This is a genomic window from Macrococcus sp. 19Msa1099, assembly GCA_019357535.2.
GTDB classification, from domain to species: Bacteria; Bacillota; Bacilli; order Staphylococcales; family Staphylococcaceae; genus Macrococcoides; species Macrococcoides psychrotolerans.
The window spans coordinates 24,862-47,367 of the sequence record CP079956.2 but is presented as its reverse complement, the minus strand read 5'-3'; the positions used below and the strand labels follow the sequence as shown (position 1 = coordinate 47,367).

Annotated in this window: 25 protein-coding genes and 3 pseudogenes; 10 read left to right on the top strand and 18 right to left on the bottom strand. The window is 29.4% G+C overall.

Features of this window, described 5'->3' with window-relative positions:
* Positions 1–238: 238 nt before the first annotated feature.
* Positions 239–334 (bottom strand): type I toxin-antitoxin system Fst family toxin, encoded by a 96-nt coding sequence (locus tag KYI10_11555; GenBank protein ID QYA34029.1) that lies wholly within the window; start codon positions 332–334, stop codon positions 239–241.
* A gap of 527 nt (positions 335–861) precedes the next feature.
* Here KYI10_11555 and KYI10_11550 point away from each other — a divergent pair.
* Complete coding sequence (locus tag KYI10_11550; protein QYA34028.1) at positions 862–1,623, top strand: RepB family plasmid replication initiator protein; 762 nt, start codon at positions 862–864, stop codon at positions 1,621–1,623.
* A 151-nt stretch (positions 1,624–1,774) separates the two neighbouring features.
* Here the strand turns inward: KYI10_11550 and KYI10_11545 are convergent, their stop codons facing one another.
* From KYI10_11545 to KYI10_11530, 4 genes and pseudogenes are all read right to left on the bottom strand, one after another.
* Entirely contained in the window at positions 1,775–1,915 is a 141-nt protein-coding gene (locus tag KYI10_11545; protein ID QYA34027.1) for a hypothetical protein, read from the bottom strand.
* Between the two features lie 111 nt (positions 1,916–2,026).
* Entirely contained in the window at positions 2,027–2,506 is a 480-nt protein-coding gene (locus KYI10_12690) for a ParA family protein (protein ID XBW67576.1), read from the bottom strand.
* A gap of 284 nt (positions 2,507–2,790) precedes the next feature.
* Positions 2,791–3,390, bottom strand: coding sequence for a Type 1 glutamine amidotransferase-like domain-containing protein (locus tag KYI10_11535; protein ID QYA34026.1), 600 nt, complete (start codon positions 3,388–3,390; stop codon positions 2,791–2,793).
* 118 nt (positions 3,391–3,508) lie between these two features.
* Positions 3,509–3,922, bottom strand: a pseudogene (locus KYI10_11530) (VOC family protein).
* Positions 3,923–4,008: 86 nt separating this feature from the next.
* Between KYI10_11530 and KYI10_11525 the strand changes: the two are divergent.
* A pseudogene (locus tag KYI10_11525) lies at positions 4,009–4,263 on the top strand (helix-turn-helix domain-containing protein).
* 468 nt (positions 4,264–4,731) lie between these two features.
* On the opposite strand, the gene aspS reads toward KYI10_11525, so the two are convergent.
* The 9 genes from aspS to KYI10_11485 all read right to left on the bottom strand — a co-directional run bounded on the left by aspS (position 4,732) and on the right by KYI10_11485 (position 12,603).
* Positions 4,732–6,015 (bottom strand): aspartate--tRNA(Asn) ligase, encoded by a 1,284-nt coding sequence (aspS, locus tag KYI10_11520; protein QYA34025.1) that lies wholly within the window; start codon positions 6,013–6,015, stop codon positions 4,732–4,734.
* Between the two features lie 12 nt (positions 6,016–6,027).
* Positions 6,028–7,395, bottom strand: a complete 1,368-nt coding sequence (locus KYI10_11515) for a hypothetical protein (protein QYA34024.1) — start codon at positions 7,393–7,395, stop codon at positions 6,028–6,030.
* A gap of 10 nt (positions 7,396–7,405) precedes the next feature.
* Positions 7,406–8,578, bottom strand: coding sequence for an MFS transporter (locus tag KYI10_11510; GenBank protein ID QYA34023.2), 1,173 nt, complete (start codon positions 8,576–8,578; stop codon positions 7,406–7,408).
* The gene (locus KYI10_11505; GenBank protein QYA34022.1) at positions 8,571–9,299 is read right to left on the bottom strand and encodes a class I SAM-dependent methyltransferase; all 729 of its coding nucleotides are present in this window, start codon (positions 9,297–9,299) and stop codon (positions 8,571–8,573) included. Before KYI10_11505 ends, KYI10_11510 begins: the two co-directional genes overlap by 8 nt.
* 2 nt (positions 9,300–9,301) lie before the next feature.
* On the bottom strand, positions 9,302–9,763 hold the full coding sequence (locus KYI10_11500; protein ID QYA34021.1) for a hypothetical protein: 462 nt from the start codon (positions 9,761–9,763) through the stop codon (positions 9,302–9,304).
* A 126-nt stretch (positions 9,764–9,889) separates the two neighbouring features.
* Positions 9,890–10,018 carry a hypothetical protein gene (locus KYI10_12685; GenBank protein ID XBW67575.1) on the bottom strand — a complete coding sequence of 43 codons (129 nt, stop codon included), beginning with the start codon at positions 10,016–10,018 and terminating at the stop codon, positions 9,890–9,892.
* 82 nt (positions 10,019–10,100) lie between these two features.
* Positions 10,101–10,868, bottom strand: a complete 768-nt coding sequence (istB, locus tag KYI10_11495) for an IS21-like element helper ATPase IstB (protein QYA34020.1) — start codon at positions 10,866–10,868, stop codon at positions 10,101–10,103.
* Between the two features lie 15 nt (positions 10,869–10,883).
* Entirely contained in the window at positions 10,884–12,119 is a 1,236-nt protein-coding gene (gene istA, locus KYI10_11490) for an IS21 family transposase (GenBank protein QYA34019.1), read from the bottom strand.
* A 97-nt stretch (positions 12,120–12,216) separates the two neighbouring features.
* Positions 12,217–12,603, bottom strand: a complete 387-nt coding sequence (locus KYI10_11485) for a methyltransferase domain-containing protein (protein ID QYA34018.1) — start codon at positions 12,601–12,603, stop codon at positions 12,217–12,219.
* 117 nt (positions 12,604–12,720) lie between these two features.
* Here KYI10_11485 and KYI10_11480 point away from each other — a divergent pair, with 117 nt between their 5' ends.
* Complete coding sequence (locus KYI10_11480; protein ID QYA34017.1) at positions 12,721–13,041, top strand: hypothetical protein; 321 nt, start codon at positions 12,721–12,723, stop codon at positions 13,039–13,041.
* Positions 13,042–13,367: 326 nt separating this feature from the next.
* On the opposite strand, the gene KYI10_11475 is transcribed toward KYI10_11480, so the two are convergent.
* Positions 13,368–14,471: an IS30 family transposase gene (locus tag KYI10_11475; protein ID QYA34016.2), complete on the bottom strand. Its 1,104-nt coding sequence runs from the start codon at positions 14,469–14,471 to the stop codon at positions 13,368–13,370.
* 429 nt (positions 14,472–14,900) lie between these two features.
* On the opposite strand from KYI10_11475, the gene KYI10_11470 reads away from it, so the two are divergent.
* The 6 genes and pseudogenes from KYI10_11470 (at position 14,901) to KYI10_11445 (ending at position 19,861) form a co-directional block, all read left to right on the top strand.
* Positions 14,901–15,692 (top strand): ParA family protein, encoded by a 792-nt coding sequence (locus KYI10_11470; GenBank protein QYA34015.1) that lies wholly within the window; start codon positions 14,901–14,903, stop codon positions 15,690–15,692.
* A 5-nt stretch (positions 15,693–15,697) separates the two neighbouring features.
* Entirely contained in the window at positions 15,698–15,898 is a 201-nt protein-coding gene (locus tag KYI10_11465; GenBank protein ID QYA34014.1) for a plasmid replication-associated protein, read from the top strand.
* 22 nt (positions 15,899–15,920) lie between these two features.
* A complete protein-coding gene (locus tag KYI10_11460; protein QYA34114.2) occupies positions 15,921–16,760 on the top strand; it encodes a helix-turn-helix domain-containing protein in 840 nt (279 codons plus the stop codon).
* Between the two features lie 288 nt (positions 16,761–17,048).
* A complete protein-coding gene (locus KYI10_11455; protein ID QYA34013.1) occupies positions 17,049–18,152 on the top strand; it encodes an IS30 family transposase in 1,104 nt (367 codons plus the stop codon).
* Positions 18,153–18,679: 527 nt separating this feature from the next.
* Positions 18,680–19,639 (top strand): annotated as a pseudogene (locus tag KYI10_11450) (IS30 family transposase).
* Between the two features lie 75 nt (positions 19,640–19,714).
* On the top strand, positions 19,715–19,861 hold the full coding sequence (locus tag KYI10_11445) for a hypothetical protein (protein ID QYA34011.1): 147 nt from the start codon (positions 19,715–19,717) through the stop codon (positions 19,859–19,861).
* Between the two features lie 251 nt (positions 19,862–20,112).
* On the opposite strand, the gene KYI10_11440 is transcribed toward KYI10_11445, so the two are convergent.
* The 3 genes from KYI10_11440 to KYI10_11430 all read right to left on the bottom strand — a co-directional run bounded on the left by KYI10_11440 (position 20,113) and on the right by KYI10_11430 (position 21,489).
* Entirely contained in the window at positions 20,113–20,655 is a 543-nt protein-coding gene (locus KYI10_11440) for a hypothetical protein (protein ID QYA34010.2), read from the bottom strand.
* 5 nt (positions 20,656–20,660) lie between these two features.
* Positions 20,661–21,242, bottom strand: coding sequence for a TetR family transcriptional regulator C-terminal domain-containing protein (locus KYI10_11435; GenBank protein QYA34009.1), 582 nt, complete (start codon positions 21,240–21,242; stop codon positions 20,661–20,663).
* A gap of 94 nt (positions 21,243–21,336) precedes the next feature.
* Positions 21,337–21,489 (bottom strand): GrpB family protein, encoded by a 153-nt coding sequence (locus KYI10_11430; protein ID QYA34008.1) that lies wholly within the window; start codon positions 21,487–21,489, stop codon positions 21,337–21,339.
* Between the two features lie 100 nt (positions 21,490–21,589).
* Between KYI10_11430 and KYI10_11425 the strand changes: the two genes are divergently transcribed.
* Positions 21,590–22,480, top strand: a complete 891-nt coding sequence (locus KYI10_11425; protein ID QYA34113.2) for an AraC family transcriptional regulator — start codon at positions 21,590–21,592, stop codon at positions 22,478–22,480.
* Positions 22,481–22,506 lie beyond the last annotated feature (26 nt).

Genomic DNA, 22,506 nt, shown 5'->3' with positions numbered 1-22,506 from the left:
AAAACGAGCAACGCTTTGCTACTATTCACTCTGATAATCGAAATAAATTTTGTACATAAATTATTGAAAATATATTCATATTAGCAATGACTTTACCTTCAGCAATATCATATCTAAAACTTTAAAATACTTATAAAATATGATAAAATTCAATTAACGAAAATAGTGAGTGTGTTAAACACAAACCCCCGATACTACCGCAAATAGTATCGGGGGTTTTTATATGGGCTAGTGTCGTCTATTTCTTCTTATTCAAGCTAAGCCAATGCGAGAATAATGCAACTATGCACCCACTAACAATGGAGCATAGCACTTGAACGAAAATAGTTAGCATGTTAAACACCTCCCCTCATGACAAACTATCGTCTGAGAGGTAGACGACTATGAAAGTATATCATAGCTTTTTTAGAGTAACTATGATTATCAAATTTTTTAAAATTAATTAATAATATATAGTCTTTTAAATACTTATATAATCTTTTAAATACTTTTTTAAATACTTTTAATACCTTTTAGAATGATTATATCCTTAGAGGGACAAGAAGTTTGAGGTTAATAAGGAGGCTTTTTGCGGATATAAGGAGACTTTTTGCGGATATAAGGAGACTTTTTTCGGGTTTGAGGGAGACTTTTTGCGGATTTGAGGGAGGCTTTTTGCGGATTTGAGGGAGGCTTTTTGCGGATTTGAGGGAGACTTTTTTCGGATTTGAGGGAGACTTTTTTCGGATTTGAGGGAGGCTTTTTGCGGATATAAGGAGACTTTTTGCGGATTTGAGGGAGACTTTTTGCGGATATAAGGAGACAAAAAAATATTGCGTCTCCTTTTTATTTATATTATTATATAAATAAAGGAGGATAATCATGAGTGAAGTAGAATTCAGTAGGATTACAAAATATCAAAATGAAATGAACCTGGTCCCTCTTAGAAATTTTACGGCTGTAGAGATAGATTTATTTTTTGCTATATGTACCAAACTTAAAGAAAGAGGTACTAAAAAAGTAAAATATGAATTTGAAGATTTAAAATCTTTAAGTAATTATCATCCTAAAAACACAACAGAGAGATTTATAAATGATTTAGAACATGTATATGATAAAATGCAAGGTTTAACATATACAGAAAGATCACAAGATAAGATAAAAAAGTTTGTCCTTTTTACATATTATGAAATTGATACAAAAGAAAAATATATTGAAATTTCTTTAAATCCAGAACTGGAACATATTCTTAATAATCTTACTGGGAATTTTACAAGGTTTGAACTGCAAGAATTGACAGGCATAAAATCGAGTTACTCTAAGCATATGTTTAGATTGCTTAAACAATTTAGAAAAACAGGATATTTAAAAATTGAAATTAATGATTTTAGAGATCGTTTAGATATACCAGAATCTTATAGGATGACTGATATAAACAAACGTGTTTTAAATCCTATCATGAGAGATTTATCTACCATTTTTGAGGGTTTAAATATAGATAAGATAAAAAAAGGAAAAAGTATAAAATATTTAGAGTTTAGATTTAAAAAAGAAAGTTCTTCTCAAAAGAAAAAAGAAATAGTATTTGATGAGAACTTAAGAGAACAAAGTGAAAAGATAATGGGAGAATTATTAAGAAAATAAATACACATACACATGGTAGTGTGTATGTGTATTTTAAAGGTTTTTTATAAGTTCATTTATAAACGAAGAAGTAGATTTAAAGTTTTTTTCCTTTGCAATCTTATCTTTTTTTCTTTGACACTAGGATCCAACATAATATTATATCTTTGCTTTATTTCATGTACTGGTTGCTCAGATATTTTTTTAAGAAGGAACTTACATCGTCTGTAGCATCTATTCTAGAGTTTGTATCATTTTTCTTTAAAGATTCTTTTATTTTTTCAGTTTTTTCACTGTTGAATTCGAAAGCCATTTTATTCCTCCTCACCATTAATATAATTAAGTATTAATAAATTGGTATGATGATAATCACCAAAGAACTTTTCATGTTTTTTGTAAAATTTTTTATCAAGAGCCATATCAGTTATAGACTTTTTTCTAAAGTACTATTATTAAATAATTCTTTATGAGGAAATATAGCTATTATATCATCAATTTTATGTAATACTTTTTTGAATTCTATAGAAGACTTCGTGTTATGCTTTACCATATTAGCAATAAAATAAAGATTAGCAGTTAGGTAGCTAAAGTCAATCATTTCATTTTTAAACTCATTAAACCTTTCTAATAAGTTATCTCTAGAAGAAAAACCGTGTTCACTAGGAGTGATGGGGCTAAAAATTGAATGGCTCACAACAACAGCATTTTTAGTTATAGTAGAACAATCAGGGCGTATATCTATAATAATAAAATCAAATTCCTCTAGATTCAATTTATGATAGTTATCTTCTAGCCACATATATAAAAGCATATCTTTATTACTTTTTGTCGTGATGCTCTTTTCTACTTCATCTAAACGCATATATCCTGGAAGAATAGATGAATACTCATCAATTTTAATCATGCACACTTCATCATTCGAAAGTTTGAGTTAAACTACATTGGTGATCTAAGTCTATGTATAAAATACGATTATTTTGATGTTTAAGCCATTGTTCAAAATTATATGTTAAAGTATTATACTGGTGTGGCTCCACCTGTTTCAAATCCAAATGAATTTAAAGGTAATAGTCTTAATTAATTAAATTAAAACTATATTTAGTATGTATTTATCCTTCAATATATAAGACATCGCAAAGTGAATATAGTAACTAATAGAAATTAAAAAGAAGCTAAATTAATAACTTCTTAGTTTCTTATATTTCTAGATTCTTTATATATTATACCTTCACCAATATATTTTATTGGAGTATTATTTTGAATTATTACAGCAGTATTGTCTGGTAACTTTAACCGACCATTTTTATTTGATAAAGCTATATATTCTTTATTGGCATAATAATGACAGGTAATCTCATGGTCATAGATTAAGTTCCATGTATTAATTTTTTCTTTATTTCTTTCATCTAAAATATCAGAGCCTAAAATTATTGCCCCAGCGCTATGTCCATATATACATTTAAAAGAATTTTTTTTAATAAAATGTTCTATTGAATTTTTATCTATTGCTTTTGATAACTTTTTTAAGTCACCTCCAGCAATATATAGGGCATCGTAATTATTATGTTTTGTGTTTCCTATGTCATAACAAATATCAATATCAACAATATTTACAGTTCTCATCATATCTTTGAAATAGTTAAAACTATTTTCTATTGTTCTATGATTCTCGTCTATAGCATGAGGAAGGTATAATATTTTAGGATTTCTATTTAAAATACTTGCAAATTCTTTGTTTATTTCTTTTAAACGTTCAGAGCTACCACCACCACAAATAAAGAAAATCAAATGTAATCACCTCATTTATTTTATATTATACCAATAAGATATGAAGGACTGTCCGATTTTTCAAAGAATTTAAATTGAATAAAAGAAGTAGATAATACTCGGTTAATCATTAAATTGGTTAGCTTTTTATTTTTGGAATATGTAACGCATTGCTAATTATATTACATGATAAACCCCACAACCAAAGGGGTTGTGATTTTGCTTCTTTATAATAATTTAATCTATCTTCAAGAGTTCCAGTATGCAATTCTAATTTATGACCATCAGAATCAGTAAAGTAAATAGATATTTTATCCCTTATATCCCTATTATGTCCTTCTAAAATGTTCACACTACTTTCTTTTAATCTTTGATATCAATAGCTAAACTCGTTTTCATCAATACTAAATGCAATATGTGTGTATGAAAAGTGAATTTCATTTCTAAGAATATCTATTTCTTCATTTAAATCCATAAGCCACCAACAATTAAATAAGCAATTGTTTTCCAATTACTAATAATTCTCCGCGTAGTATGTTTTATAAAAATGCATTGAATCATTGAAGTTACTCACCGAAAAGCAAATATGATTAATTTATTTTAGCATGATGTAGATTCTCCTAACTTTAAATTTTTCATAAACTTTTATTTCATCTTTTTGCAGCATTTGCTGAATTTGAACGTAATTTAATCTTGGAACGATCTGCTGCAGGCAGAGTAGCTGCAAAAACAAGAGGAAGCTTGGGTGGTCGTTCCGAAAAATTGACTGACAGTGATTTAAAATTATTTAAAACATTAGTTGATAGTGGTGCCCCTATAATAACAATTGGTGAAAAATGGAATGTTTCTCGTACAACGATTTATCGATACCTGAAAAAATTGAAAGATTTAAATAAAAGTCATTTAAATCTTTCAACCGTTAAATTATTAGTTTACATAGAAAATATTTTTAAGAATATGCACACCTCCTATATGGAGGTGTTGCTATAGGAAAGCATTTAAAACGTTTAGTAATAGTACCTCCTCCATCTGGCGGAGCTGCAACAGCCTTGTTGATAATAGTATTAGATTCAAATGTTTGAGCCAAAGAGTCGGTCGTAAAACAACATAAAGTAAATGAAGTTATTCCCAGTATAATCATAAATTTATTAAAAATATAATCTCCTTGAAAAAAGTTTGATATATTTGATGAGATAATACTTTTATGTAGAAACACTCATCCTATTGAATATCTCTTATCTACCTATACCATGAAAATCTTCCTCTCTAACCGTTGGAACAGCTAAGGATCAACGGATGCGGTGTAAAAAAGTAACTCATTTAGAAGAAAAAGTCGTTATAATAAAATTATTCAGTGTGAATTTAGGGTCTAATACGCCCCATATCTCTAGGATATGCCGAAGCTTCTTTGATATTTTTTAAATTAAGTATTAAACTTAAAAATCTTTCGAGACCTATAGCAAAACCACCATGCGGTGGAGCACCATATTTAAAAATTTCAGAATAACTCTGAAATTTATTAATAGATATACCTTTTTCAGAAAATGATTTTTCTAGTTCTTTATATTCATTTATTCTCTGACCTCCGGATGTGATTTCTACTCCTTTATAGATTAAGTCATATGATTCTGTATAATTTGTATTTTTACTTTTTTTAGTATACATAGGCCTTTTACTTGCGGGATAATTGATAATAAAAACAAAATCAGCATCTTCTTTTTCTTGAAAGTATTGTCCTATCAGTCTTTCTTCTTCAGTACTAATATCAGAATTATTATCTTGTACATTAAATTGATTTACCAATATTTTCTTAGCCTCTATAAATGTGATTTGTGAAAATTTTGGTTTCTTCAATTGTATTCCTAAGTATTCCAAGTCTTTATTATGATAATTCATTAAATAACTAAATATATATTCAATTATTTCTTTTTCTAAATCAATAAGATCTCTGAAATTCGAAATAAAGGACATTTCTAAATCTAAAGAAGTATATTCATTTAAATGTCTATTTGTATTATGTTTTTCCGCTCTAAAAACTGGTGCTACTTCGTAAACCTTCTCATATCCGCTACATACCATCATTTGTTTATAAAATTGAGGTGATTGTGCTAAATAAGCATTTTGTCCAAAATAATCTAAAGAAAAGATGTTAGATCCACCCTCTGCTCCTTCTCCAACAATTTTTGGGGTAAAAATCTGTATAAATCCTTTTTCCTTTAATTTTTCTTGAAAAGAAGATACTATAGCACTCTTTAGTATAAAAATTTTCTGAGTCTTTGGGTTTCTGTGAGTAAGATATCTATTGTCAAAAAAGATATCTGTATTTAAAATATCTATTTTATCTATCTCTATTGGAGTAGATTCAGATAAGCTTAAAATATCTATTTCGTTAACATGTATTTCCAGACCTATCTCTTGGTTGTTTGTATTTATTACATCTCCTATAATACGTACCGAGGATGATTCTGTTATATTCAAATTCTTAAATTTATTTTTGTCTACAACACATTGAATTTCACCTGATATATCTGACACTATTATAAAATATATATTTTTTAAATTTCTTATTTTTTTAATAGAGCCTTCAATTAAAATATTATCCATGGTGTGATTTATTTTATTTATATGTATTTTTTGTATATGCAATTCAATAACCTCCTAGTAATATTCAATAAATTCAGATAATTTTATATATAATTCTTGATACATTTTTTCTGATAGTATAGATGGCAATGTTTTTCCATTTTTTTCAGGCTCTTTATTTAATGAATTTTTATACGAAATTAGGTTTTCTTTCTCTTCAGACGTACTTAATGATATTTGAAATAGTGATCTTACAATAGCAATAGCATAATCAAAAGAACTAAAAGGTTTGTCAAATAATAAATAATTATCTTTCCACATTAATTGATCACCATAAATAGATGAAAAATCGATGCGTTTATTATCTATTGAGAACGAACAACTTTTTTTCCATATTCTGTTTATAGTTGATGGATTGGAGATAGAGTCATTATTCATATAGATAAATGTTTCAAATTTATCAGATATAATATACTCTAATAATTGATTTAAATTTTCCCCAAGATGAATAATTTTATATTTAAATGAATCATCAATAATTTCATCTAAATGTTTCCAAATTATAAATTCAGAGCTTATTGATAATGTTTCTAATATGCTAGTGGGTAAGAAAATTTTTTGATAGGGCAAATTTTTATTCTGATAACATAAATTTAAAGCATGTCCAAGCTCATGAGTAATAGTTTTTATATCGTACCAACTATTATTCAATGTAATTGAGATATAAGGATTTTTATTCTTGTCTATAATTGTACAAAAGCTTGAGTTTATTGAATTATTTATTGAATATTTAAAATCAAGCAAATTAAATTGGAGATTTTCTTTGTAAATATCTTTTATTTTTTCGACTAAATTTAGCCCTTTATATTTAGGAATAGGATATCTTTCATTGAAGTATTTAGTTCTATTATATTTTTTAATTTCACAATTGTTGATTCTATTGGATTGCTTTATAAAAAATTTAAATATTAAAGGAATTATATAATGTTCGATATAATTATGGATCTTTTTTTTATCTTTAAAGTTGTAGTCAATATATGACAAGTTTTTGTTATGATGATTATGACTAACATTATCTTTAATTATTTTTAAGTAGAGATTATCTATGTAGCGAGAGTATTTCTCTAAGTTGTTATAATATTCCTCAAAACTACTGATTCTGATATCATCATCTAAGTCATATATATTTTTTTGAAATATATTGAAATCTATCCCTTTAAATATCTTAAAATAATTATCCAAAGAGAGAGAAGAGTATTTTTGATGTTTAATATATTTGTACAATTCATTTGTTGAATCTTGAAGAATATAATGCTTATTTTTTTTTGTTAGTTCATATAGTTCATTGTAATAATATTGAATAGAATCAATGTTTTTATCTACATATCTTAAGTGGTTTATTTTCGAAACAATTTCTATAATTTCATTGTTAAAATTGCTCATATCAATAGTCCTATCTAACTAATTTAAATGAAAATGCTACTAATAAGGTTATACTACTCAATAGCAAACAAAATATAAAAGCAAAATTAATACTAAACTCATCCACTAAATAACCAATAAGAACAGTTGATACACTGAAAAGTACGGTTTGGAATATATTGTATGTTGAGAATACCCTTATCATTTCGTCTTCATTATTATTATTTTGTAATAAACTGACTTGTGTAACTTCTTTTCCTTGTTCTGGGAAACCCAAAATGAATAGCAATATAAATAACATTATAATAGAATCTGTAGACATCAGTATACTTATGATAATAATATAGATTATTGATGAAATTATTAATACACTGGATGAAATCTTCTCAAAATAATAACTCCATTTATAAATAATAATTCCTGCAATAATACCACCAAGCAAATACAAAGCATATGAAATTCCCCATGTGATTCTATCACTATTGTATTTTATAATTATTATTTCAAGTAATACTGCTGAAGACCACAATCCAGTAGTCAATAAGTCAAAAAAATCCATGGCAAATACTCTTTTATTTATCTTATTGTGTAAAATGATAGAAAAAGATTTTTTGTCTAACTTTTTTTTATCTTGAGCTGATTTTGTAGATTTAATATTTGGTAGATAGATATATTGAATTAGAATAACTGATAATATAAGCAATAACATTGAAATTATAAACGTTATATTTTCACCTAAAAGTGCTACGAGTATTCCTCCAATAGCCCATGAGGACATCTCACCAATATTTCTCGTTAAAGACATAAGACTATTCAATTTAGTATAATCTTCTCCAAACTTTGGTAAAATGGCATATTCTAACACTGAATCCATACCTGTAAAAATAGGAATTAGAAAAACTATTGTTAATAATAGTATTATTGATATATTATAACTTGAAGATAATAGAAGAATAAGAAGTAAAAATATTCTTATACACCTATTATAAGTAAAAATACTTTTAGGTAATAATGATGAAATTACTTTGTTAATTAAAAGACATCCTAAACTATATCCTACCATGGCAACCACAATAGATAATGAAGATAGTAACACTGAATTTGTCTTCTTATATATAATAGACATTGTAGCAACTACATATAAAGAATCAGATAGTATAGAAAATAAGAAGGATGATAAAAATATAAAATATCTCTTATTCATTACTGATTTTCCTTGTAATCCAAAACAAACAATCATCTCCAAAATCTAATACTGATTCCTTTTCTTTAGCTATATTGGATCTTTTAGTCATTTCAATAACTTCAAAACCATTATCAATCATAATTTGATTCAATATAGTTTGATCTGGTATATGCATATAATATTTCCTATTACTATCCTCAATGATTAAATCTCCTAATTGCTCTAACTTATTGTCAGTTCTATTATGCCATTTTACTTCTTCTTCTTTCCAAAACTCTGTAAAATCAGGATTGTTTCTATCTAATGTTGTAAATATAAAAATACCGTTTTCTTTTAAATGTTTACTTATATTATTTAATAGTTTAATTCTATTATCTAAGTAAGGTATTTGCATGTATCCGTTAAACGAAAAAAAAGCTACATCAAAATTTTTCTCTTCTAATTCTAATAATAGAGCGTCCATACACTCAAATTTTAAGTCCGTATAGTTATTGTTATTTTTATATTTCAGAGCTGCTTTTATCATTTTATTTTCTAAATCAATTCCAAATATGTTTTTGAATCCCTTATCATATAAACCGAAAGTAGTGCGTCCTGCTCCACAACCAATATCAAGTATTTTATCATTTTTGCAGACATATTTATTAAATATACACTCTTCAGATTTCCATAATCCTACAGCTTCTATAGATTCATAGTAATATTCAATTACTTCATCACTAGAAAAATCATTTTTCAAGTTTATTCATTCTCCTTTTTAAAAATTAAGATATCAGAAGAAGTATATTTGTCATTTTCTTTAAAAGATCTTAGAAGTTTTTCAAGTTTATTCTTTATTACATTCTCTATATTATTTCTTTTTAAAGACTGACTATCTCTTAAGCGTTGTTCTCTATCAATAACATATTTTATTATCTTATCTATATCTTGTGCATCGTCACTTTTATTATCTATATTTATACTATTAAATAAATATAATCCTTTATTTTCATACATTTTAATATATTCATTTTTAGTTAATATAGGTATATTTGATTCTAACGAAGAAGAAGCTTCATTTATTATCTCTTCTGGTGGAGATTCTATATAGCTGATACATGTATCTATTAAATAACCATCTTTCGAAAGTACTCTACTCATTTCCGAAATAGCATTTTCTATATTATTTTCAATGAAAGCAATACTGCCACTCGTTACAACCATAGAAAACTCTTCATCTTTATATATAGCTTAAATCCCTTGCGTCCATTAACTCAAATGTAGAATTATAGTTTAACTTTTCAGATATTATATTACTTAAAGAAATCATATCCTGTCTTATATCGATTCCTACAACTTTACTTTATTCATCAACTCATCAGTTGGATTAGTATGATATGTAAATTCAATTTCTGCAATATAGCCAAATAATTTAGTTTTCTCAATATATTGCTCTATCGCTTTTCTAAGATTATCCATGAATGCTGTAGAACCACCACATGTCAATAGCGGTTTAAAAATGTTGTTTTATGGCGGTTTGAAAATGTCGTTTTTTAGCGGTTTAAGTTTGTCGCATGCTTAAGGATTTTTCATTTTTATAATCTTTTAATCGATATGATTCTCCAGTAATTTTAAATACTTTAGAATGGTGAATTAACCTATCTATTATAGCTGCTGATGCAATTGTATTACTAAATGACTCTCCCCAATTAGAAAATGGAATGTTAGTTGTAATTATTGTTGATTTCATTTCATATCTTAGTGACATTAACTGATAGAATAAATCGGCTTGTTCTTTAGTGATGGGAGTATAACCAATTTCATCAATGATAAGTAATTCTATTCTGCTTAATTGTCTTAATGTTTTATTGATGATTCCTTTGGAATCTGAGTCAGTTAGTAAGTCTATTAAATCTTTGAAGGTGTAGAATTTGGTCTTTATATTTTGTTTACAAGCTTCTATTCCTAATGAGATTGCCAAGTGTGTTTTACCAACACCACTGTTACCCAGGAAACAAATATTAATACTATCTTCTAAGAAATGCATAGATTTTAAAGTAAGTATTTCTTGTTGATTTATACTTGGTTGAAACATAAAATCAAAATCATGTAAATATTTTATTTTAGGGAAACGTGCTGAATTCACAGCACGTTTAAATTTTAATTCTGATTGATATTCTATCTCTTTTTCGGTTAAATCAATTAATATTTCAGTTAAAGATTTCTCATTTTTAGAAAGTAATTCAATGTAATTTGGATAGTAAGCTTTGAATTTTTTAAGTTTTAATATTTCAAAATTATTGAGCAATTTTTGATGATTCGTATTCATCTTAAGTCCTCCTCGCTATATTTCGTCATACAGTAATAATGAATTTTCTATATATGTAAGTATCTCTTCATCATCCTTGTGTTTAAATACATCTGATTTTAATATCTCACTCATATCTTCAACGAAATAATTAAATTTTCTTTCAGATAGATTATGTCGTCTTATTAACTCACCATCAAAATAAATAAGCAATTCATCTGTTGAGTCATTGAATATCACCTGTACTTCTTCACCAATGTATTTAGTAGGAACAGAGTATTTACCTTTTCTAAAGTTAACCATCGATTCTTTAGAAACGATTCTAATACATTCATCTTCGATGTAAGTATTTAATAAACTGTCATTAAAAGAATTTAAATGCTCTTTTTCTTCGTAATTGAAAACATCTATAGGTCGTTGATCTGTTGCCTGCGAAATTTCTTCATAATTTAATTCCTGGCATAGATTATTAACCAGCCCAATAAGTTCGACAGCATCATAAAATTCATAATCATAAGGTCTTAAACGTTGTTCAACAAATTTAGCCAATGATTCGACGGATCCTTTGGTTTGAGGACGATAAGGCCTACAAGCAATAGGTTCAAAGTTGGCATCCTTACTAAATTGATAAAACAAATTATTGAAGACGACTTTTTTATATTGTGTTCTCGGTCTATCAACTACGGTTCTCATATTATCGAACCATATTTCTCTTGGAACACCTTCGGTGTATTCAAAAGCATCTTTCAGACATTCAAATAACGTATCTTGTTTTTTATCCCAAGTTAATGTGATATACTTCATTTTTGAATAGTGTAGAACGTAAAGAAAGATATTGAATTGATAAGTTCTGCCAAACTTATCATGCATTATCATATCTTCTTTCCAGTCTACTTGAGCAGCTATACCGGGATTTGTTTCTACGCGTATAGTTGCTTTTTTAGTCTCGTTTAGTTTTTTGTTTTTACAGTATTCTCGCAAAATTGTATAGCGACCTTTATATCCTTTCTTCTCAATGTATTTGAATATTGCCATGGCAGTACATCCTAATTCAATTTTTTCATCAATTATTTCTTTAAACGGATCTAGTTTTGATGTTTTCTTAGTTTGTTTTCTTTTCTTCAGTCCTTCTAATTCATTTTCTTTACCGGCTTCATAATATTTTTTAACTGTTCTTGGATCACAATTATACTGTCGACCCAGCTCGGCATAATTTGGTTTAATACCTTTCATAATATAAAATAGCACTCCTTCATAAATGTCATGTCTCAATCAAATAACCTCCAATCGAAGATTGAGTTAAGACATGATTATATAATTTTGAAAAGAAAAAATGTAGGAAAAACAGCATTTTCATTCCGCCATTTTCCTACATTTTATAACCGCCATTTACACCACATATAATTAAATCAAAATAATTATCTGGAAATGGTAAATTCATTGAATCTCCTTGAATAAATTTTGTAGTGCCCGGAAAAGTGCCTATGCCATTTTTAGAGTTAGCCACACGCACCATTTCCTCATTAATATCTATACCTATAACAGTGGAACCTGTACTTCTTGCAATCTCTCTAGCTACATAACCAGTATTGCATCCTGAGTCTAAGACAATTGAATTTGAAAATAAAGGTACTTCTTTTATAACTTTTTTTACAGAATCTTGTCCTCCTGGTGGTATATTTGGTTGCCTTAGGTGAGCACAAAAATCTACATACGTCATTTTATTGATAGTATCGATACTTACATCTTCAAACAAAATATTTTCCTCCAAGATATATTTATTTTTAATTAAATTAATGCTATCATTATTTTATAATTAAAAGAATAATATTTCAATGATTATAATTAAAAGAATAATAAAGAGAGGAGATTTATGGAAGTTAAAATACTTGATTACAATGAAATTAATGACAATTTTAAGATTTCTTGGGATTCTATGATTTCTGAATATGAATTAAATTGTTTTTATTCATATTCCATATGGCTAGATACAATAAGTAAAAGTAGCGCGATTAGTCCGAAGTTATTAACAGTGTTTAAAGATGAAAAATTACTTGGAGGAATGATTATTGATATTTTAGGTACAAATCAAGTTTCAAAAGATTACAATCCTAACTATTTATTAAGTGACTATAATCCTTCTATAGAACTACCGACAAATTTTGATGTGCTTAGAAAAAAATTAATAAAATGATTCTTTGTACAAATAGATCATCAACTTTATTTGATTTTAGATTTATTGAAGATATAAATAATGATGAGAAAAAAATAATATTTGAAGAAAGTATTATTTTTTTATAAAGATTACGCTTACCTATAATTTTTATGTATGTTCCTGATAGCGATAGTATTGTAAATCAAGTCTTAAAGAAAAAGCATTACATAAGATACTTTATAAACAATAATTATTACTTACCGCAAGTATCATATGAAGATTATTTAAATCTATTTAAATCTATTTAAATCTAGAAAAAAGAAAAATATCTAAATTGCAATTACAAGTTAGCCACCCTGACAAATCTAGTTCATATAGAATCCTAGGGATTCAATCAGTATGTTCTCCTTGATTAGCTCCTTCAAAAACACTTTCATCGCTGACTGTCCCTTTAGTATCTTACGTGGATATCTGTTCATCCATTCCTGGATTTTATGGACGGTATAAGCTGTTACAGTTGAAATGGGGATACCTTTAGGAATATGCCGGCGAATAAATCTGTGCTGATTTTCTTTCGTCCCTCTTTCCCAAGAGGCATAGGGGTGAGTGAAGTAGACTTCAGATAATCCCTTGAGGCATTCAGAAAGATCGCTGAATTCAGGTCCGTTATCTGATGTGACGGACTTGAATATTTTAGGGAAAGCATCTCCTGTTTCCTTTATCAGATGACGTAGTGCATTGACTACATGGCAACTTTGTTTACCGTCAATCTTTAAGATAAGTTCATACCGGCTTTTTCTCTCAACCATCGTGAGGAAAACCTGATCTTCCCCAGACTTCTGGCCGACAACGGTATCTATCTCCCAATGTCCGAAGGTCGTGCGTGTATCCACTGCATGAGGACGTAGTTCGATAGACTGACCCAGCACTTTTTTATTAATACGAGTAAAGCCTGTCGGCTTCTTATTCTTAAGCTTTAACTTCATCAGAAGATTGATATTACGTGTCTTTATCAGTTTTCTGTCAATCCAGTTATAGAGTGTCTTTATACAGGGTATGAATCTTTCTGGAAAAAGCTTAGCTTTCTTAGCAAGCATAATAACGGAAGCCGGAAACATTTCCTGATGTATCATCAGATGATCGGCCCATTCAACAAAGGGATTATCTGTAATGGGAAGAGGACGACGTCCTGACTTGATACGATTTTCAAAGTATCTATCCTGAGCAAGATCAGGTGAATAGACGCACTTGTAGTAAGTGTAGATTTTATTATTCTGTACCTGCTGGCTCTTTTGTGTGTACATGCCGCGCTTTATCTCATTATTGATGGTCTGTGGCGCTCTACCGAGCTTTCCAGCTATTTGTCTGTTTGAATATCCTTCATTGATCAACGTCTGTATGATGATTCGTTCATCTCTAGAAAGGTGTTTGCCCTTAACGGTTTTCGTGTTACCATTGATATGCGTCATACGAATTTATTCCTTTATTGTCGGTGTGAGAACTACAATATTAACATGAATTCGTCATGGCGTATTTTTTTATAAACAATTAATGTATCTTCCACCTTAGGTGGCTAACTTGATTCTATAACTTACCGTTTTAATTTAAAATCAAGATCATGCTTTTTATTCAAAATAAACACCCCTAAAGTTGAATTTTAAGGTTCAACTTTAGGGGTGCACTTCACAATCACTCGGTTTTTGCTATGTATATAGCAAAAACAAAGATAATATTTCTTGAATAAATCGTAACAAAAAAATGAATATTACGCAATAAATGTATGTGATTTTAAAAAGAAATTAATCACAAATCACTTGTGATTAATTTCTTTATAGTGTATATTCTATATATAGAATATACACTATACGTTATAGATTTTGGAATAGGAGCTGTTATAAATGACAGTAATCACAATAGGAAATTTTAAAGGTGGCGTTGGAAAAACTACTGTTTCTACTATGCTTTCTTATATTGCTTCTGAACACTACGATAAAAAAGTACTTCTTGTAGACTTTGATCCACAAGGAAATGCATCCGCAATTATGAAAAGAACTTTTCCTAATCATTCAGAAAACAAAATGTCTTTAATTGATGCGCTAAAAACTAATGATATAAATAATTGTAAAATTCATTTAAGTGAGAACTTGGACTTATTGCCTGCTGAGCCTAGTTTGGCCAATCTATCAGATGAAATCGCTAAAAATAATATACAGACAAAACGTTATATTTTAAAACGAGTATTAGATACCATTAAAGATCAATATAATCTAGTCTTGATTGATGTACCTCCCACTATCAATTCAGATTTTACTAATAATGCTGTATATGCCAGTGATTTCATTGTTATGGTGTTTCAAACTCAACAGTCAGCTTATGAAAGTAGTTTAGCTTTCGTCAATTTTTTAAGAGACAGAAAAAAAGAATCTAATTTATCGTTCGATTTAATTGGTGCCATACCAGTTTTAATTAAAAAGAATGGATTAATTGATACTCAAATAATCGAAAAATCAAAGAAAACATTTGGCGCTGCACTATTTCAAAGCCAAGTATACCAAAGAGAAAGAATTAAGAAGTTTGGTGCTAAAGGTATCAAAAATGAAGACATTCATGACAAAATGGTGATGAAAATGTTTAATGATATTTATTTAGAATTGTTTGAAAGATTAAGCACAATAAATACTACGAGGTGATTGTAATGTCAGGATTTTTAGATAATATAGATACTTCTGAAGTTAAATATACTCCGAATTATAGTGTATCAAAAGAGTCAGCAACTATTCGAGTTAGAAAAGATATAAAAAAAAGATTAGAACGAATGAAAGTAGATGAAGATATTAAAATTATTGATATTGCCTCAGAAGTACTTGAAAAGTATTTAAGAGAAAAGGGGTATTAGTAGTTGATGGAGGGGGAAAGAGTTGAATATCGGCGAATTTATAAAGCGTAGACGTTTAGAAATGAATATAACACAAACTCAACTTTCTAATGGTATTTGTACACAGGGACAAATTAGTAAAATTGAAAAGGGGGAGATTGATCCATCATCTGAGATACTCGTTAAAATAGCAAAAAAGTTAGACTTATCTTTAGATGATTTATTCAATTTAACTCCATTAGAAAAAATAAATATACGTAAAGATAGTATGTTCCATATTAAAGGATTGATTAATAGTAGGAACTATAAACAATTAGAATATATTATTAAAAGTACAGATGTAAAGAATCTAAGTTTAGAAGATAGTATTTATATAGAATGGGCAAAATTAATAACTGATTACAATTTATATAATAAAGATATTCTTAAAGATTTAAAAATTATTTTACAGAGTAGTGAAATGAAGATTTCAGTTAAATTGAAGTCAATTATTTACAACACAATAGGTATTATCTATAAACAAAGGTATGATTATACACAAGCGAAATACTACTTCAAAAAAGTTAAAGAGCTAAATCCCATAAACACAGAAGATTTTGAATACATTTTAAAAATGTATTTAAATCTTTCAAACATATTATTCGAAGAAGAACAATGGGATGAATTATATGAAACATGCGTGGAGTCAATACAAATTTCATATAACTCAAATAATATGGTCGTTTTACCTGAATTAATATATAGTAAAAACTATTCTCTCAATAAGATTAGTAATTCTATTCGAAATAACATTAAAGACTTAGAATTCGCTTCATATTTAGCAGACAAGCAAAATAAAAGAATAGTAAAAGAAATGATTGAAGAATATCTAGCTACTCTTTAATAAAACAGCTTCCAGGAACCAAGCGATTATTTTCTTAGTTCTTGGAAGCTGTTTTATCAAAGAAATGAAGGTGCCATATTAACTACACCAAATAAAAAATATATCTGGAGGAGGTAAAACGGAAAAATCAATACAACTAACCATAAATTATATTTTTATATGGTAAGTTATAGAATCAAGTTAGCCACCTAAGATGGAAGATACATTAATTGTTTATAAAAAAATACGCCATGACGAATTCATGTTAATATTGTAGTTCTCACACCGACAATAAAGGAATGAATTCGTATGACGCATATCAATGGTAACACGAAAACCGTTAAGGGCAAACACCTTTCTAGAGATGAACGAATCATCATACAGACGTTGATCAATGAAGGATATTCAAACAGACAAATAGCTGGAAAGCTCGGTAGAGCGCCACAGACCATCAATAATGAGATAAAGCGCGGCATGTACACACAAAAGAGCCAGCAGGTACAGAATAATAAAATCTACACTTACTACAAGTGCGTCTATTCACCTGATCTTGCTCAGGATAGATACTTTGAAAATCGTATCAAGTCAGGACGTCGTCCTCTTCCCATTACAGATAATCCCTTTGTTGAATGGGCCGATCATCTGATGATACATCAGGAAATGTTTCCGGCTTCCGTTATTATGCTTGCTAAGAAAGCTAAGCTTTTTCCAGAAAGATTCATACCCTGTATAAAGACACTCTATAACTGGATTGACAGAAAACTGATAAAGACACGTAATATCAATCTTCTGATGAAGTTAAAGCTTAAGAATAAGAAGCCGACAGGCTTTACTCGTATTAATAAAAAAGTGCTGGGTCAGTCTATCGAACTACGTCCTCATGCAGTGGATACACGCACGACCTTCGGACATTGGGAGATAGATACCGTTGTCGGACAGAAGTCTGCCGAAGACCAGGTTCTCCTCACCATGGTTGAGAGAAAAAGTCGCTATGAACTTATCTTAAAGATTGACGGTAAACAAAGTTGCCATGTAGTCAATGCACTACGTCATCTGATAAAGGAAACAGGAGATGCTTTCCCTAAAATATTCAAGTCCGTCACATCAGATAACGGACCTGAATTCAGCGATCTTTCTGAATGCCTCAAGGGATTATCTGAAGTCTACTTCACTCACCCCTATGCCTCTTGGGAAAGAGGGACGAAAGAAAATCAGCACAGATTTATTCGCCGGCATATTCCTAAAGGTATCCCCATTTCAACTGTAACAGCTTATACCGTCCATAAAATCCAGGAATGGATGAACAGATATCCACGTAAGATACTAAAGGGACAGTCAGCGATGAAAGTGTTTTTGAAGGAGCTAATCAAGGAGAACATACTGATTGAATCCCTAGGATTCTATATGAACTAGATTTGTCAGGGTGGCTAACTTGTAATTGCAATTTAGAAATTACAAAATCTTCATATTTATTATATTTTTATGATAAACTTTGGAATTTACGAACGCTTTAAATGCAAGGAACCTCTGGTGAAGAAATCCACTTCACCAGGGGTTTTTTTATTGTGAAAAACAATCCATGTGTCATAAGATTGCATAATTTTTAACTGCATATCGTAGTATCAAAAGTTTCACTACCAGCTAAAGATCGAGCTTGTGTTCAACTAATAAATCAATACAAGGGTAAAGCTACGCCGACAAGTCGTCCTTGTATTACTTTAACTTTGATACTCACTTCTATTTGTAAAAATTAAATACGCAATCTTACAACACACAAAAGATTGTTGTAGAAAAAATGGAGGGAATTATATGGCAAGTCCAAGTTTATATGAAGTTTTGAAAACGTCGATTGTAAAATTAAGCTAGACAACTAAAAAAGCCTTCTGTGCTAAACTCAATATGTATTTCCGACCAAAGAAAACATAAGGAGTTAGTACAGAATGGCCTATAAACATCTTAACACGGATGAACTCACGTTCATAGAATCATATTATCATCAAGATCTTTCGGTAAAAGAAATCGCAAAGAGATTGAAACGATCAAGACAGACAATTTATAACGTAATAAATGCACTTAAGACAGGTATAACTGCACTGGAATATTACCAGGAGTATAAGCAAAGAAAATCAAATTGTGGCAGACATAGAATAGTACTTCCAGAAAATCAGTCAGCTTATATTCGAGAAAAAGTAGCCGATGGCTGGACACCTGACACTATTATTGGCAGAGGTGAACACCCGATTGATTGTTCTGTAAAAACTCTTTATAGAATGTTTAAGGAAAACGTCTTTTCGGTACAATCTTTACCTATGAAAGGTAAAAGGAAGCCAAATGGTCATTGTGAAAAAAGAGGTAGACAGGCTTTCAAAAGACACATTTCTGAAAGAATATAAGAATTTCCTTTCTTCTTTCAAGAATTTGGTCATCTTGAAGGTGACACTATCATTGGCCGTAATCATGGGAGTGCTGTCATAACCTTAGTAGAAAGGATCTCTAAGATGATTATCACTATACGACCTCAAGGTCGCAAGGCAGATGATATTGAAGATGCGCTTCACTCTATGTTTTCAGCTTTACCTGCTCATATATTTAAATCGATTACTTTCGATTGTGGTAAGGAGTTCTCCAACTGGAAAACCATCTGTAACCGACACGATATCTCGATATTCTTTGCTGACCCCGGCACTCCATCGCAACGTGGATTGAATGAACATTCTAACGGGATACTTAGACGCAGTGGATTAGATAAAGAATTAGACTTTAATTCAGTCACTGATGATCATATCATTAGTGTTGCTCAAAATATTAATCATCGTCCTAGAAAATCGCTGGGCTATAAAACACCATTGGAAGTATTTATGAGTTTCATCGAAGATGAGGAATTGTCTAGCTTATTTTGACAAACGAAAAATACATAATTTGGATATAATTTATAGACTAACAACTTTAAAGTTTAATAAGAAGGAGTACGAAAGATGAATCAATTTAAAGACAAACAGTTTTTAAGTAGTTTTATAATGTTTTCAATCCCTTTCGCGCTCGTTTTTGATTCAGTTATATTTGGTATATTGTTTGGATATGTCTTTGCCCAAGCATTTTATTCAAGTGGCAAAGATAAATGAACTGGTTTGGTGTCTCATTCCTGGATATTTCTCTCTTGTTTCAGCTTTTTAATTTGATTGAATAATTTCAGAATCATAAATACGAAAAGTAAGATGATGATGAAATAAATCATGCTGATAAACAATTTTAGAGTTGTACTCAACGTGTCATTTAATATAATTGGCGATAATGTAGCGGAAAATGTAAATTTAATAACCGGATCAAATACTTTAAAAATTTGATCCGGTTATTTATTTCGTTTCAATAATTATCAAGTATCTAATTTCGCTTTCTTCGGCCAAATAAAATAACTGATTGTGATGATAAAATCAATGATGAGGACAATCTTCCATATATTTATTACGCCCATTAAATTATTCAGAGATGACGGATTGTTTGCAACAACCTGCATCAGGTAGATAAGCCCATATGCGATAAGAAATGCAATGATGTGTTTAAAAAAGCTCTTTAAGTATTGCTTTGCATATTGGTTTCCGTATATTTTTTGAGGAGGTGTTTGTTTTAAGTATAATACTTTAAATTTTTCATCTGCCCAATTGATAAAGTCTTTACCGAATACAATTGAAATAGAAATGTATACAGCAGCGATACCATGTGCAATTTCTGCTGTTCCACCTTGGTATAGATTGAATGTTGTAGCGATAATTAAAAACAGGTCAACTAGTATTGTACATGATAATAATGACATACTAAGTTTTTCTTTATGAAATATATATCTTGTTACTAATCCGAGAACTATGAACATCCAAAATAGAATTTCAGCTGCAATGATCAATGTTATGATGATACTCACTTTACTCACTCCATCCATGATTGAATTTCTTCCGTTATGATTTGTTCTACTAAAGTGTTTGATAATTGTTTCGGCTGATAAAGTTTATGTAACGCTAATCCATCAATTAAAGCATGCAGTTTTGTGATGGCTTTTTCTTTGTCGATTGACTGATTAATTTTATTGGCTTGTTGCAACAGTTCAAATGATGTTTGTACTAATATATAGATTTCATCACTCATTGTGTTTTCATCAATTGCGCTATTTTCCTTCTGCACCGCTAACCACACAATCATATCCGCAGTCCTTTTCTTATCGAGCGGCATTGTTAGTAATATTGCATCGACAATTCTTTTTTCAAGAGGTAAGTTTCGGTCCAAAAATATTGATTTGATATTTGATTCAATTGATTCAGTAAGCATATTTAGTATTTCTGAAAGTAATGCTGACTGGTTTGGAAAGTAATACCTGATTTGTCCTGGTGTCATTTTCGCTGCATTGGCTATACTTCTAACAGATGTACCTTGTTTACCTAACTCCTGAATATTATGATAAGCAATTTCTAATATTAGGTGCTTTTTCTCTTCGTGATTTACTATTTTCGGCATCGTCAATCTCCTTTTTAACACAAGTGTATTAAATAATATAATCTCATTTTAATACATGTGTGTTAAAAAAGAAATAATATGATATGAAGTTCAGTTAAATTACGTTTTTCAGAATAGTTATTGCTGTACTTCCGATGTGATGGATACTAATAAGTTCATCGTTCATAATTTGAGCTAATGATATCTTTTCATTTTGGAACATATTTGGCCATTCAGAATTATACGGGAGAACTTCTAGTTTGCGCATAGGAAACCTCCAACTTAAAATTGATTTTAATATTATTACAGCAATATTTATCAAAAACAAATCGCACATAACAGTTACAATATTTACGAGGTGATGCATATTGGGCCAGGATAATATCAATCAGATTATTGAATTTGTTGAAGAAAACTTACTAGAAAATTATACGTTAGAGGATTATGTAAAGCGCACAGGTTATTCAAAGTTTCATTTGATGAGAATGTTCAAGAGAGCAACTGGTTATACATTTTATGATTATATTTTAAGTAGACGTATTGCTTATGCGTCACAATATTTATTGTATACCGATATTAGTATTATCGATCTGGCATTTGTACTGAACTTTCAATCTCAGGAAGCATTCTCGAGAAGGTTTAAATCAGTGTACGGCTTACCACCTGGTAAATATCGAAAATTGATGAGTGGATTAGCAAATGACAATAAGGGGGAAGAATTGATGACTTCAGAAAATATTAAGGGATGGACTGTAACCGGTACTGCACCTAATCTTTACGAAACAAGATTGGATGCAAAAGTATATCATAGTGGACAAAAGTCAGCTCTATTATCATCCAAAAATGATGATGCAACTTATAATGAGAATACTTTTGGTACATTGATGCAAAGTATCTCTGCAAAGTCTTATATTAATAAACGTGTGAAATTCTCGGCATTTATTAAGACAGAAGAGGTTGATAAATGTGGTGTCTGGGCTAGGATTGATGATGTAAAATACGATATATTGCAGTTTGATAATATGATGGATAGAGCAATTATTGGTACAAATGAATGGAACTATTATTCTGTCGTACTGGATGTTAGTGAAAGTGCGGCATCAATGCATTTTGGTGTATTGTTATTAGGTAAAGGCAAAGTATGGATCGATCAGTTTAAGGTAGAAGAAGTAGATTTATCTATTCCTAATACAGACACTTTAGCAAAGCCACAAGATTTGCCTTCATTACCAACAAACCTGGATTTTGAGGAGAGATAATATGAACAGAAAACTTAAACTGAAGT